The following is a 13285-nucleotide window of genomic DNA, read 5'->3' as shown; positions in this document are numbered from 1 at the left end:
CTGATGGGCTGATGGGCTGATGGGCTGATGGGCTGATGGGCTGATGGGCTGATGGGCTGATGGGCTGATGGGCTGATCGCAGTGGCGGTATGGGTGGCCGATGCCAAGGGCCGGGAACGCTGACACACGCCCGATGGATGGCGGGTCTGCTCGATGCCACGGACCGTCTAACGACCGTGCGGCCGGTGAATGAAGACCAGCAGGAAGGCCAGCCCCGCCGCCATCGCGAACCAGGTCAACGCATAGCTGAGATGGCTGTTCGGGAAGGACACGACCGTCAGCCCCCCGATGGGTGCCCCCTGCCCCGGACCGCGGTCCAGGTCCAGGAACCACGGCGCGACCGGATCCAGGCCGACGGCGGCGCCGATGACCTGCGTATCGCGCGAGAACCAGCGGCCCTCCTGCGGATCGTTGTCGCGCAGGAAGGCCCCGCCTTCCTGACTGGCGCGCATCAGGCCGGTCAGGACCTGATCCGGCACGGTCGATGCGGGGGCATAGTCGTCGGTCCCGTCAGCCGCGACGAAGCCGCGGTTAACCAGCAGGGTCCACCCCTGATCGGTCCGGAACGGCGTCATCACCCAATAGCCCGCGCCCAGGGCCGTGACGGCACGCACCAGCGTGTCCGGGGCCTGCAGGTAGCGGCCGGACAGCATGACGCGGCGGTATTCGAACGTGTCGTCCCCCGCCACGGCCTGGGGGGACGGCGCCGCCACCGGGGCGGCGGTGACGGCGGCCTGGGTGCGCGCGATCAGGTCGCGCTTCCATTCCAGCCGCTGCACCTGCCAGACGCCCAGCGCCAGGAAGATCAGGCACAGGACGGTGCCGGGGATCACGATGCCCCATCGGACCGGTCCGCGCCACGCCGCCATGTTACGTCCCGAAGCCGGACAGCTGCGGCATACCGTCATGGTTCATCTGGGGCATCATGTTGGCGTTCATGTTGTGCATGACCCACAGCGACCCGGCCAGGATGATCACCACCACGACGACGGTGAAGATCAGCGCCATCATCGTCCAGCCTTCGTCGGACCGGCCGTTCATGTGCAGGAAGTAGACCATGTGCACCAGGATCTGGATCGCCGCCGCGCCGATCACGATCCCCGCCGTCAGCAGACGGCTTTCCAGACCCCCGGCCATGACCAGGCCGAAGGGGATCGCGGTCAGCACGACCGACAGGATGAACCCGATGACATAGGACCGATAGGTGCCGTGGTCATGGCCGTCGGGGTGATGGACATGGGCTGCGGTCTTGGCATGTGCGGTGTCGGCCATCAGATCATCCCCAGCAGATAGACGAAGGTGAAGACGCCGATCCAGATGACGTCCAGGAAGTGCCAGAACATCGACAGGCAGGTCATCCGCCGGATGTTTGCTCCGGTCAGCCCGTGCCGGGTGATCTGGACCATCAGGGTGACCAGCCACAGGCAGCCGAAGGCCACGTGCAGCCCGTGTGTGCCGACCAAGGCAAAGAAGGACGACAGGAAAGCGGACCGCTGCGGGCCTGCGCCCAGATGGATCAGGTGGTGGAATTCATAGATCTCGACGGCAAGGAAGGCCAGGCCCAGGACCAGGGTCGCGCCCAGCCACATCATCGCCGGACCCTGCCGGCCCGCCAGCGTGGACAGCATCGCGAACCCGAAGGTCAGCGACGACAGCAGCAGGAAGGCGGTGTTGATGGCGACCAGGTGCAGTTCGAACAGCGCCTGCGGGCCGGGGCCCGCGGCATAGCTTTGCCCCAGAACGCCGAAGACGGCGAAGAGGACGGCGAACATCAGGCAGTCGCTCATCAGGTAGATCCAGAACCCGATGGTCGTCGAGGCCCCCTCCTCGTGGTGATGGGGTTCGGTGTCCCAGTACTGGACGTCGGTTGCGGTCGCGGGTGTCATCATGTCCTCCGATCAGGCGCCAAGCGCCGCCAGCTGGCGGTCGCGCGCGGCCTCGGTCCGTGCAACCTCTTCGGCCGGAATGTGGAAGTCGCGGTCATAGTTGAAGGTATGGGCGATCGCCACGGCGATCATGCCGATGAAGGCCGCCGCAGCCAGCCACCAGATGTACCAGACCAGCGCAAAGCCGCAGACCGTCGCCGCACCCGCCAGGATCACGCCCGTGCCGGTGTTGCGGGGCATGTGGATGGGCAGATATGTTCCCTGCGGGCGGGTCTGGCCGACCTGCTTCATGTCGTTCCACGCGTCCAGGCCGTGAACGACCGGCGTGAAGGCGAAGTTGTAGGCCGGCGGGGGCGACGAAGTCGCCCATTCCAGCGTGCGCCCGTCCCAGGGATCGCCGCTTTCGTCCACCAGCTCCTTGCGGCGCCAGATCGAGACGCCGAACTGCATCAGCATCGCGCCGATGCCGCCCGCGACCATCGCGACGCCAAGGCCGGATATCGCGAACCAGATCCACAGGTCCGGGTCGTCGAACACGCGCATCCGCCGCGTCACGCCCATCAGGCCCAGGATGTAGAGCGGCATGAACGCGAACCAGAAGCCCACGACCCACAGCCAGAAGCTGATCTTGCCCCAGAAGACGTCCAGCTGGAAGCCGAAGGCCTTGGGCCACCAGAAGTTGATGGCCGCGAACAGGCCGAACAGCACGCCGCCGATGATCACGTTATGAAAATGCGCCACCAGGAACAGCGAGTTGTGCAGCACGAAGTCCGCGGGCGGCACGGCCAGCAAAACACCCGTCATGCCGCCCACGGTGAAGGTCAGCATGAAGGCCACCGTCCACATCATCGGCAGGTCGAACCGGATGCGGCCGCGATACATGGTGAAGATCCAGTTGAACAGCTTGGCCCCCGTGGGAACCGAGATGATCATCGTGGTGATGCCGAAGAAGGCGTTCACCGACGCGCCCGACCCCATCGTGAAGAAGTGGTGCAGCCAGACCAGATAGCTGAGGACCGTGATGCAGACGGTCGCATAGACCATCGAGGTATAACCGAACAGCCGCTTGCCCGAGAAGGTCGCCGTGACCTCGGAGAAGACGCCGAACAGCGGCAGGATCAGGATGTAGACCTCGGGGTGGCCCCAGATCCAGATCAGGTTCACGTACATCATGGCGTTGCCGCCAAGATCGCTGGTGAAGAAGTTCGTGCCGACATAGCGGTCCAGCGTCAGCAGGACCAGCGTGACCGTCAGCACCGGGAAGGACGCGACGATCAGGATGTTCGTGCAAAGCGCCGTCCAGGTGAAGATCGGCATGCGCATGTAGTCCATGCCGGGCGCACGCATCTTGATGATGGTCACCAGCAGGTTGATGCCCGACAGCGTCGTTCCCACGCCCGCCACCTGCAGGCCCCAGATGTAGTAGTCGACCCCGACCCAGGGGCTGAAGCCGATGCCCGACAGCGGCGGAAAGGCCAGCCAGCCGGTCTGCGCGAACTCTCCCACGAACAGCGAGGCCATGATGATCACCGCGCCGCCCACCGTCATCCAGAACGACAGGTTGTTCAGGAACGGGAAGGACACGTCGCGCGCGCCGATCTGCAGCGGCACCAGATAGTTCATCAGGCCGGTGATGAAGGGCATTGCCACGAAGAAGATCATGATCACGCCATGCGCCGTGAAGATCTGGTCGTAGTGGTGCGAGTTCAGGTAGCCCTCGGACCCGTTGAAGGCCAGCATCGACTGCAGCCGCATCATCACCGCGTCGGCAAAGCCCCGCAGCAGCATGATCAGCGCCAGCACCATGTACATGATGCCGATCTTCTTGTGGTCCACGGTGGTGAACCATTCGTGCCACAGATAGCCCCACAGGCGATACTTGGTCAGCACCGCCATGAGGCCCGCACCGCCGATCGCGACGACGACGAAGGTCGCCCACACGATGGGGTCCTGGGGAATTGCGCTGAGGTTCAGACGGCCAAGAAGAAAGGTCGTGCTGTGGTCGATCGTGGCCATGGTTCTTATCCTGTCTCTCGGCTCAGAGCTCGTCGGCGTCGGGGTCGCGCGACAGGCCGGTCAGCACCCGGGCGGGGCGGCGCAGCATGTCGACCAGCCCGGTGCCCGGATGGTCCAGTCCGTGTCCCCGCAGGGGCGCGGCGTCGACGGGGGGCGGCGGCAGGTCCGCCCGCAGCGTCAGCATCAGATCCTCCTCGGCGGGCGAACAGAACCCGCTGACGTAGAAGGGTTCCCAGCCCAGGGTGGGCGCGCGCTCTCCGCGCTGCGCGACGCGGTCCTGGACCAGCGACTGCATGTTCATGGTGCCAGCCAGGCCCGTGCCGCCTTGGCGGTCCAGATCCATCATCTCTGCCATGCAGATCTTGCCGTCCTCGACGCACATGTTGACCACGCGCGGGAACAGCTGCGCATCCACCGCGCCGTAGCGGTGGGGCGCGACGTTCTCGGAGGGGCGCGCCAGGTCCAGGTACTCGGCCCGGTCCAGTTCTCCGCCGGCCTCGCGCGTCTCGACCGCCCACTGGTCGAAGTCGGCGTCGGTGACGGCATGGGCCTTGAACCGCATGCCCGAGAAGCCCGCCCCGGAATAGTGCGACGCCATCCCCTGGAACGTGCCCTCGGCATTGAAGATGCCGTGCAGCGTCGTCTCCATCCCCGGCATCGAATAGATCATTCCCGCCATCGACGGGATGTAGAACGCGTTCATGACCGAGGACGATGTCAGGCGGAACTCGATCGGGCGGTCCACCGGCACGACCAGTTCGTTGACGCTGGCCACGCCCTGTTCGGGATAGATGAACAGCCACTTCCAATCCAGCGACACCGTCTCGACCACCAGCGGGGTCTGGTCCGTCAGCGGCGTGTCCGCCGAGACGCGCTGGATCGGGCGATAGGGGTCCAGGTGGTGCGTGCCCACCCAGGTCATCGCCCCAAGCGCGATGATGATCAGCGCGGGGATCGCCCAGATCACCAGTTCCAGCTTGGTCGAATGGCTCCAGTCCGGGGCATAGCTGGCATCGCGGTTCCGGGCGCGATAGCGCCAGGCGAACAGCACGACCAGCACCAGCACGGGGATGATGATGATCAGCATGATCCCCGTCGCCCAGACAAGCAGGTCGCGCTGCTGGGCCGCGATGTCGCCGGTGGGGGCCAGAACCTCGGCCTTGCAGGCCGAGAGCGCCATCAGGGGGATCAGCCAGGAGGCTCGCTTGATTATCCGCATCATAGCTTCATCAATCCGGGTCAATGGCACGGTCGTCTGCGCGCCGGGTGATTCGCCTTCGAAAGTCGAGACGGGGTTTTGAAGGCAGGCGGTATTGCGTCGGGGCGGCGGGCGACATTGGACAAGTTGACCTATGACAACTTGTCCAATTCCAATCCGGCCGTGCCACGGGCAAGGGAGCGGGTGCCCGGATCATTCCGGCCGTGCACCCCGCGTCAATGCAGCATCTATCAGGAGGCGTCTTGCCATGGCGACGTCAACCCAAACCGGCTCCCGGCTCAATACCGGCCAGGATGCGGACGACCACCACGTCTCTCCCTCCGACATCGCGGTCGGCGTGATCATCGGCCGCACGTCCGAGTTCTTCGACTTCTTCGTGTTCTCCATCGCCTGCGTGCTGGTCTTTCCGGCGCGCCTGTTCGGCTTCCTGGACCCGGTCGAGGGGACGCTTGCGTCCTTCGTGCTGCTGGCGCTGGCCTTCGTCGCGCGTCCCGTTGGGACGGTGATCTTCATGGCCGTTGACCGCGCCGTCGGGCGCAAGGGCAAGCTGACGGCCGCGCTGCTGCTTCTTGGGACGTCGACGGTCGCGATGGGCCTTGTGCCCAGCTATGACACGCTTGGCTGGTGGGCGATCGCGATCATGGCCCTGCTGCGGATCGGTCAGGGCCTGGCCCTGGGCGGAACCTGGGACGGTCTTCCGTCGCTGCTGGCCCTGTCAGTCAGCCGCGAAAAGCGCGGCTTCTATGCGATGATTCCGCAGCTTGGGGCGCCCATCGGCCTGGCCGTGGCGGCATTGCTCTATGCCTATCTGCTGATCAACGTCTCGGCGGACGAATTCGTGGACTGGGGCTGGCGCTATCCGTTCTTCGTGGCCTTCGCCATAAACGTCGTCGCGCTGTTCGCCCGCCTTCGGATCGTGGCATCGCCCGAATTCGACGACATGCTGAACTCCAGCGAACTGCGCCCCTCGCGCATCCGCCCGACGCTGAAGCAGGACGGCAAAAGCATGATCCTGGGCATCTTCATGCCGTTGGCCAGCTTTGCAATGTTCCACATGGTCACGATCTTCCCGCTGTCCTGGGTGTTCCTCTATTCGAACGATCCCCCCGAGGCGGTGCTCTATTCGCTGATCTGGGGTTCCGTTGCGGGGATCGTGTCAATCGTGGCCTCGGGCTACATCGCCGACAAGATCGGCCGGCGTCGCCTGCTGATGCTGGGTGCCCTGGCGATCGGCGCGTTCGCTGTCCTCGGCCCGCTGCTTCTGGCCGGCGGACGCGAGGGAGCCACGACCTACATCGTGCTGGGCTTCGTCCTCCTGGGCCTCAGCTTCGGGCAAAGCTCTGGCGTCATCGCCTCGCTCTTCGGCAAGAAGAACCGCTATACCGCCTCGGCGCTGGTGGCGTCGCTGTCCTGGATGTTCGGGGCGGGCTTCGCCCCCCTGACGGCCCTGTCGATGTCCAGCGTGCTGGGCCTGTGGGCCGCGGGCGTCTATCTTGGATCGGGCGTGATCTGCACCGTGATCGCGATCCAGACGTCCCGCAGGGGCCAGATGGAGATCACCGACGAATAAGATCCCGCCGCGTCTTTCGGCGCGGCGAGACCTTGCACACGTGCCGCCCGGACAGCTTCGGCCTTGTTCGGGCGGCGTCGATACCAGTCGTGCCGACCGCTGCTCCAAGACATGAGGAGCGATCTACTGGCACGCAGACCGGCGGTCCGGCCAAGGCGTTTTTAATATCAGGAAAGTGCATTGCGCTTCGCAAGACCCATCGCGCCTCTTTCATAAGCGAAGGTTTCTGATGTTCAGCACGGATTTTCTTTGGCCGTCCGGTGCCATCTGCTGAGCACGGAATGACAGCGACCCACCGGCACGCAGATTGGACAGTGTCATCACGCCACCCCTGTCCATACTAGAATACCGAATGGGCGCAGTTGCCTCGCCTGTTCTCCCCAAACGATTTGACGTGCCTCGCGTCTGATCACCCACGACGTTGGCGGTGAACGGGTGCCCGCAAATTATGCGGCAGGGGCCAGACCGACCAGCGAGGCGGCGTTTCCGTTTCCGGTCTGCCGCCCCGCGATATCGCGATCTGGCCGAACCGACCCCGAATGCTCAGACGGCGCCGAAGCCGGCGATCAGTCTTTGAAACGCGCTCTCTCCCATGATCTGGATGGAATGCCCCGCATCCCGCATCTGCACGGCCTTCTGGTGCTTGGCGCTGCGCAAGGCGCCGTCGTGTTCGAGCAGGTCCTGATCCCCCACGACGAGGTGGGTGGTCTGCCGTGTCACACCCGCCCTGACATCCATCCCGGATCGCGCCGCCATGTCCGCCGCCATTGCGCGCGGCATGCCAAGCGTGCCCGTGAAAACCACCGTGGACCCCGCCAGCGGCCCCGCGGGATTTCCCGCCAAAGTGATCGCAGGCGGCTGGCGCTTTTTCACGACCGGCTTGATCAGGTCGTCGAAGGGCAGGCCCAGGCGGCGCTCGGCATGCTGCACGACCATGGCCGCCGCGCGGGCGTCCTCTCCCGCGTCGTGGTGGTGGAACCGAAGGTTCAGCACGCGTTTGAGGTTTGCCAGCCCATGCCCTCCGTTCCCCTTCAGTTCGGGCCAAGCCCGCCTTGCGATCGTGACACTGTCGCTCCAGCGCAGATCGGGAACGTTCAGGCCGCAGATCCGGCAGGCGGCATTCATCGCCTGCTTGTCAAAGTTGCTGTGCTGCACAAGGTGATGGCGCGTCAGCAGGGGCAGCAGCATCTCCAGCGCCTCGGCAAAGCCGGGGGCCTGTGCCACATGGTCCGGACCGATGCCGTGCAGACGAATGTTGAATGGGTCGAATCGCGACCTGGGATTGACCAGCATCGAAAACGTCTGAATTTCGTCATCCAGCTGCACGCAGGCCAAGCCGATCTGACAGATGCTTGCCGCGTCGCTGCACGCCGTCTCGACGTCCAGCGCGACGAAGCGAAAGTTGCCCACGGGAACCTGATCGGCATGGCCGAAGGCTGGCCTGGCAGCCTGCAGATCGATCCCGGACGTCGGCAGACCGCGACCCGCCCCGCGTCGATCACCAGGGTGTGCGTCGGGCATGGTCCCGAAAGGCCGATCGAACCGGGTCATGCAAATCCTCGCCACCAAGGCCGCCGCGTCACGTCAGACGGTGCCGCTATCGTCGGACATCTGCCGGCACGGTGCAACCGCTTCGCAGCGTCAGTTCGGCCGCGATGCATTGACGATCGGATGCCCTCCGGTTCGCCTAACAAGATACCACGATTGCAGTGCAGCCACGTCCCTGGTCAGACAACCCTGCCCCGCGGGCCGACGCCAAGCCCGGCGGCGACTATGCAAACCTACCCCTCAAGTTGGGCAAAAGGCGTGCCAAGGATCGGCACGCCTTTCCGATCTTCAGGCGACCAGCGCCTTTCTGTTGCGGGCATGGCGTTCCGCTAGCTTTCGTCCCAGCCGCCCGGTCAGCATGGGGCGCACGGCCGCACGCGACGTTCCATCGGCCAGATCCGGGAACAGGGCCAAGATTTCGGCACGCGCCTCGACGGGAACCGCCTTCAGCGCCTCCTGTCCGGTATGAAGCGACTCGGTCTCCGCCCCGTTGGACAGGACGATCTGGTGGTCGTCGAACAGGAAGTGGACATAGGTCACCTCGGCCAGATCGTCGGCCACGTCGATGCCGTCGGCGGCCATCAGCTGCTTGGCGGCGACCAGGACCTCGGGCGCGCCGACCATGCGCGTGGCGATCTTCGATCGCACCAGGATGCGGTGCTGGGGCGAGACGATCAGGTCGCTGCTGGGCAATGCCTGGCCCAGGGCGCCGGCGCGGATGCGGATGGGCGCAAGTGCGGGCCGATCCGCCAAGGCGGCCGCATCGATGACGCGCTGACCGATCCAGCGGATGGGCTGCGCGCCGTTGTCGCGGGTCATCACCATGTCGCCCACCCTCAGCGCACCGGCCGGCACGGGACCGTCCACCGTCTGGATCAGCGCGTCCGACCCGAAGCACAGCACAGAGGTCGAGCCTTCGGTCAGCTGCGCCGCCGTCACCGCCGTTCCGCCGTTCTGGATCCTCAGCGTGACGTTTTCGGCAAAGCCCGCATCGGTCCGAATGCTGTTCAGCACCCCATCATCGGCCTGGTCCGCCCTGAGCCAGCCCAAGGCGGAGTTGTAAGGTGTCAGCCCCGCCGACACCCGCTGCGCATTGATGATCGCCAGGTTGTCATCGTTGTAGAAGGCCGTCAGATCCACGCTGTCGTTGTTGGCCGGGTCGCCGGTCGTGAAGTCGGTGATGAGATCGCCGTTCGACACGACGAAGACGTCGTTCCCCGCGCCACCCGTCAAAGTATCGGCGCCAGGGCCGCCGTCCAGATAGTCATTTCCGTCGCCACCCAGAAGAACGTCGTTGCCGGCGCCCCCCAGCAGGCTGTCGTCGCCGGTGCCGCCGCTCAGCTGGTCGTCGCCCGTGCCACCCAGCAGGGTGTCGTTGCCCGCACCGCCGGCGACGGTGTCGTTTCCGGCCCCCGCATCGACATAGTCGTTGCCCTCACCCGCATCGACAAGGTCCTGCCCGTCCCCCGCGTTGACGACATCCGCACCGCCACCCGAGACGATCGTGTCGTCGCCCGCACCGCCATCGATCGTCTCGGCACCAAGGCCGCCGGTAAAGCTGTCATTGCCCGCACCCAGGGCGAAGCTGGCGGCTGAGGTGTTGGTGGCCGCGTTGACCGTATCGGCGCCCACACCTGTGGTGATCGCCTCGATGGTATTGAAGCTGGCCGTGCTGCCACCATTGGCAAAGGTGCCGGTGCCGTTGGTGAACGTGACCGTGGACGCGCCCGTCAGCGTGGCCCCTGACAGCGTGTCGCTGCCCGCGCCGCCGGTGATTGTGTCGCTGCCGAACGTTCCGGTCAGGTTGACCAGGTCGTCGCCGTCGCCCGCATTGATGGTATCCGCGCCGGAACCGCCCGCGTTGATCGTGTCCGCCCCGGCGCCCGTGGCAAAGCTTCCCGCGGCGGTCCCGCTGATGGTGACCGTATCGGCGCCGGCGCCGGTGGTGACGGCCTCGATGGTGTTGAAGCTGGCCGTGCTGCCTCCGCTGGCAAAGGTGCCGGAGCCGCCGTTGAATGTGACGGTGGACGCGCCTGTCAGCGTTGCCCCGGACAGCGTGTCGCTGCCCGCGCCGCCGGTGATGGTGTCGTTGCCGAACACCCCGGTCAGGTTGACCAGGTCGTTGCCCTCGCCCGCGTCTATCAGATCGTTTCCAAAGCCGCCGTCGATGGTGTCGTTGCCCGCGCCCGCGCGGATACGGTCATCATTGAAATTGGTGCCCGCGCTGGTCAACCCGTCATTGCCGTCGACCCGGTCGGAGCCGCCGGCGGCAGGCTCTGCATAACTGGGACCGATCAGGTCGGCCCCGGCCGTGCCATCGACAAAGCCATCGTCGAATATTCCAAGCTGGCGGTCGATCAACAGGTTGACGTCATTATTCGCCACCGAATCCAGCCGGATCGATTGGATCGGCTTGAGCGTCAACGCCGCGTTCGAACCCGTGGCCGACGGCGGCGCAAGAAACAGTTCGCCCGTTTCCGCCTGCACCACCAACAGCGTCACGTTCGACGCGGTCGATCCATCCGCATAGGTGACGGTGCCGTTGTAATTGACCAAGGCGTCAAAGTTGAAGGTCTGGACTCCGGCGCCAATGTTGGTCGTAAAACGATCCGCCGATGTGCCGACGGCCGTATCCGTGTCCAGCGCGTTGTCGCTGCCGCTGCGATTGATCATCGTTGCAGAGGTGATGCTGTTGTAGAGCGGCGCGCCTTGCGAACCGAACACCCGGGGCCCCGAACCGGACGCGGCGGTCAGGAGACTGGATGCGTTTTCTGCGCCGGCAATTATCTCTGACGGGTCGACCGTGACGATGCCGCCGGTGGCGTTGCGGGGCGTTCCAAGAGAGATCCAGTTGAAGGTCGTCGGCATGATGTATCCTGTGTCCAGCCCATGGTCCGGGCATGATGAAGAGACACCGCGGATCGCGGTGCCGGCTCAGACATGAATGTGCACTAGGTACGAAGGGGCAGACGGGTCCGCGAATGCGGCCTTTCCCGGAGCTGCCTGGCGGTCTGCGTCATGGAGGGCTGTCGCCGTGGCGCATGTCTGCGGATTGCAGGGGGGTGCGGAGTTTGGACAGGCAAGCGTGCAACCTTTGCAATCGGGTTGTTGTTCAGTCGGTGGTCGGCTTTGCTCGACCACCACCATGAAGGTTCGGCGTAGCAAGACACCGTTAACCAATCAACTCACGATTGTATTTGTCGGCACATTTGCGCCGGTGGTGGCGAAATCGTTACCATGCACCAGACAACGAAGCGACCGCGCCCATGGGCTTTATGGTCATCGCAGGACGCTTGGTACGGTATGCTTGCCATCCCACTCCGCCAGCCGCACGCCAAGATGGATGACATAGCGGGCAACGGCGCTGTGCGCATCGTCAGGCGCCAGATATCCATCCAGCGTCAGATAAATGGCAGCCGCATTCCGATATTCTTCCTCGGAGGTGATTTCAGCAGCCCCACCATAAAGGTCGAAATAGGAGAGGATGGGATCAACCTGGGTTTCAGGCACGCCCGCGGCCACGAACCGGTCGCGCAATTCACGATCGATCATCAATCACACAGGTAGCGCGCGGCCCTGTAACCCGCACCTCACTCAACCGTTGATTCATTTCGCGGTATTCTCCATCACCGCGTTGCTAGGTAGCGCTTCCCACCGTTGTAAGGTCAAGACACCCACGACACTGCGATCAATTGTGATCGCTTTGTCTATCCTAAAGCAACGTGTCGGACGTTATTGGAAGGACGTTGCTCCAAAAAATCGCGACTGTCGTAAGTTTTGCAAATTATTCGTCGCTCTATAGTAAGCAGTCTCAGGATGCCGCGCTCTGGTCTAAGATATTGCGAACTATCCGGGCAGCGGCCGCATCAATTGCAAATTAAGTTCCGGAAAACTGAGTTCAGCTGTCCAAACTTTGGTCGACAATTCCTCTGCGGCTGAACCTAATTAGCATTGGCACCATTCTGCCGATTGCATCAAATTTTCATTGTTGATTCAGCCTGAAACTATCAAATCGTGATGACTGCGAGGCGCATACCATTTTCGTGTATAGGTACCTTAGCAAGGGGCAATCAACTGTTGCGACGCGCCAAAGTGTTGGGACCGGTGTAACACCTCGGTCGTGACGCTCTCAACGCGTTCCGAAACATGCGGACACGCGCCAACTTCAGATTGCAGGCCATAATCCATCTCGTGGAACACATCAGGTGTTCACCTTGTGGAGGTACGTACAGGCCAATGCAAAGCATTCGATAACAGAAACGCTTTCACGGGAAAAATATGCGATGGCGGATCAGGCCACGCTTGGAAGTGCACTCGATCTGAGGTTCCTAATAGAACGGCCTACCTGCATGCCGTGGTGGGTAACAGGAGAGAAAGCAACGTCGCGACAAGATGCATGTCAGGGCGGCGGTGCGAACCGCAATAATCGTCAGCTCGACGTTCCTCCTTCTCCGGTTCAGATAAAAATCCTTCTCCTGGAACATCAGGCGGGGGTTCCGGTTCAGACGCTGCACAGACCAAGGCTTGATCAATGGCAACGATCCGAAAGAACACCGCGCGCGCGCGACCCAAATCAGACACAAAGTCGAAGGCCGCAAAGCACGTGCCTCCGATGAAAAGCAGGTCCGCCATGTCGGCGCCCGCCTTTCTGGACAAGCTGATAGAGTCCAAGGTCGATCAGGCGATACGGCTGCTGAAGGATTACAGAAAGAGCTAAACGCATTCAGGAAGCACGGCTTGCAACCTTGTGCGTGGCGTCGATCAGGATGCATTCCCGTCGTCGACCGTATGAATTGATATTGCTAAGGTCATCTTCCACTGATCGTTAAATGCTGCCGTAACTTCAGTACCGCCGAGATAATACGTTCAATACGTTAAATTTTGTGGGCCAAGGTTGCTGATCTGCTACGGAATTTTTCCTTCACTGATGTGCTCCCCATTCCTTTGACGGGATCTGGCGCTTTTCAAGCTCTGATCTGCTCCTGCTGATCGGGTTGCGTTGCTTCTGCTGTCAGTGAGGAGACCACTGCTGGCGGTCGGCCGCCA

The 13285-nt window shown here is 63.5% G+C and carries 10 protein-coding genes; 1 reads left to right on the top strand and 9 read right to left on the bottom strand.

The genetic code is table 11. The features are described 5' to 3' along the window. Positions 1 to 167 precede the first annotated feature (167 nt). Genes FHD67_RS01760 through cyoA form a run of 5 tightly spaced genes read right to left on the bottom strand, consistent with a single transcriptional unit; the run spans position 168 to position 5124 of the window. Positions 168 to 869: an SURF1 family protein gene (locus FHD67_RS01760; protein WP_139597636.1), complete on the bottom strand. Its 702-nt coding sequence runs from the start codon at positions 867 to 869 to the stop codon at positions 168 to 170. 1 nt (position 870) lies between these two features. Further along, positions 871 to 1272 (bottom strand): cytochrome o ubiquinol oxidase subunit IV, encoded by a 402-nt coding sequence (cyoD, locus tag FHD67_RS01755; protein WP_139597635.1) that lies wholly within the window; start codon positions 1270 to 1272, stop codon positions 871 to 873. Beyond that, entirely contained in the window at positions 1272 to 1889 is a 618-nt protein-coding gene (gene cyoC, locus FHD67_RS01750) for a cytochrome o ubiquinol oxidase subunit III (protein WP_046000909.1), read from the bottom strand. The genes cyoD and cyoC overlap by 1 nt, the downstream gene beginning before the upstream one ends. Before the next feature lie 9 nt (positions 1890 to 1898). Further along, positions 1899 to 3902, bottom strand: a complete 2004-nt coding sequence (gene cyoB / locus FHD67_RS01745; RefSeq protein WP_139597634.1) for a cytochrome o ubiquinol oxidase subunit I — start codon at positions 3900 to 3902, stop codon at positions 1899 to 1901. Between the two features lie 22 nt (positions 3903 to 3924). Continuing rightward, positions 3925 to 5124, bottom strand: coding sequence for a ubiquinol oxidase subunit II (cyoA, locus tag FHD67_RS01740; protein WP_052715280.1), 1200 nt, complete (start codon positions 5122 to 5124; stop codon positions 3925 to 3927). A 244-nt stretch (positions 5125 to 5368) separates the two neighbouring features. On the opposite strand from cyoA, the gene FHD67_RS01735 reads away from it, so the two are divergent. After that, on the top strand, positions 5369 to 6691 hold the full coding sequence (locus FHD67_RS01735) for an MFS transporter (protein WP_046000907.1): 1323 nt from the start codon (positions 5369 to 5371) through the stop codon (positions 6689 to 6691). 543 nt (positions 6692 to 7234) lie between these two features. Here FHD67_RS01735 and FHD67_RS01730 read toward each other — a convergent pair. From FHD67_RS01730 to FHD67_RS20330, 4 genes are all read right to left on the bottom strand, one after another. Beyond that, the gene (locus FHD67_RS01730) at positions 7235 to 8242 is read right to left on the bottom strand and encodes an exonuclease domain-containing protein (protein WP_246071193.1); all 1008 of its coding nucleotides are present in this window, start codon (positions 8240 to 8242) and stop codon (positions 7235 to 7237) included. A gap of 285 nt (positions 8243 to 8527) precedes the next feature. Continuing rightward, complete coding sequence (locus FHD67_RS01725) at positions 8528 to 11107, bottom strand: Hint domain-containing protein (protein WP_139597632.1); 2580 nt, start codon at positions 11105 to 11107, stop codon at positions 8528 to 8530. 411 nt (positions 11108 to 11518) lie between these two features. Then, positions 11519 to 11791: a hypothetical protein gene (locus tag FHD67_RS01720; protein ID WP_139597631.1), complete on the bottom strand. Its 273-nt coding sequence runs from the start codon at positions 11789 to 11791 to the stop codon at positions 11519 to 11521. Between the two features lie 789 nt (positions 11792 to 12580). After that, positions 12581 to 12871, bottom strand: coding sequence for a hypothetical protein (locus FHD67_RS20330; RefSeq protein ID WP_176695021.1), 291 nt, complete (start codon positions 12869 to 12871; stop codon positions 12581 to 12583). Positions 12872 to 13285 lie beyond the last annotated feature (414 nt).

The organism is Paracoccus haeundaensis, from assembly GCF_006239215.1.
GTDB classification, from domain to species: Bacteria; Pseudomonadota; Alphaproteobacteria; order Rhodobacterales; family Rhodobacteraceae; genus Paracoccus; species Paracoccus marcusii.
This window is presented reverse-complemented; position numbering and strand designations above follow the sequence as displayed.

Bases quoted from the DNA above. Each gene is read 5' to 3' on its own strand.
- FHD67_RS01735 (WP_046000907.1), top strand. From the start codon at position 5,369: ATGGCGACGTCAACCCAAACCGGCTCCCGGCTCAATACCGGCCAGGAT.
- FHD67_RS01760 (WP_139597636.1), bottom strand. From the start codon at position 869: ATGGCGGCGTGGCGCGGACCGGTCCGATGGGGCATCGTGATCCCCGGC.
- cyoA (WP_052715280.1), bottom strand. From the start codon at position 5,124: ATGATGCGGATAATCAAGCGAGCCTCCTGGCTGATCCCCCTGATGGCG.
- cyoC (WP_046000909.1), bottom strand. From the start codon at position 1,889: ATGATGACACCCGCGACCGCAACCGACGTCCAGTACTGGGACACCGAA.
- cyoD (WP_139597635.1), bottom strand. From the start codon at position 1,272: ATGGCCGACACCGCACATGCCAAGACCGCAGCCCATGTCCATCACCCC.
- FHD67_RS01720 (WP_139597631.1), bottom strand. From the start codon at position 11,791: ATGATCGATCGTGAATTGCGCGACCGGTTCGTGGCCGCGGGCGTGCCT.
- FHD67_RS01725 (WP_139597632.1), bottom strand. From the start codon at position 11,107: ATGCCGACGACCTTCAACTGGATCTCTCTTGGAACGCCCCGCAACGCC.
- FHD67_RS20330 (WP_176695021.1), bottom strand. From the start codon at position 12,871: ATGGCGGACCTGCTTTTCATCGGAGGCACGTGCTTTGCGGCCTTCGAC.
- FHD67_RS01730 (WP_246071193.1), bottom strand. From the start codon at position 8,242: ATGACCCGGTTCGATCGGCCTTTCGGGACCATGCCCGACGCACACCCT.
- cyoB (WP_139597634.1), bottom strand. From the start codon at position 3,902: ATGGCCACGATCGACCACAGCACGACCTTTCTTCTTGGCCGTCTGAAC.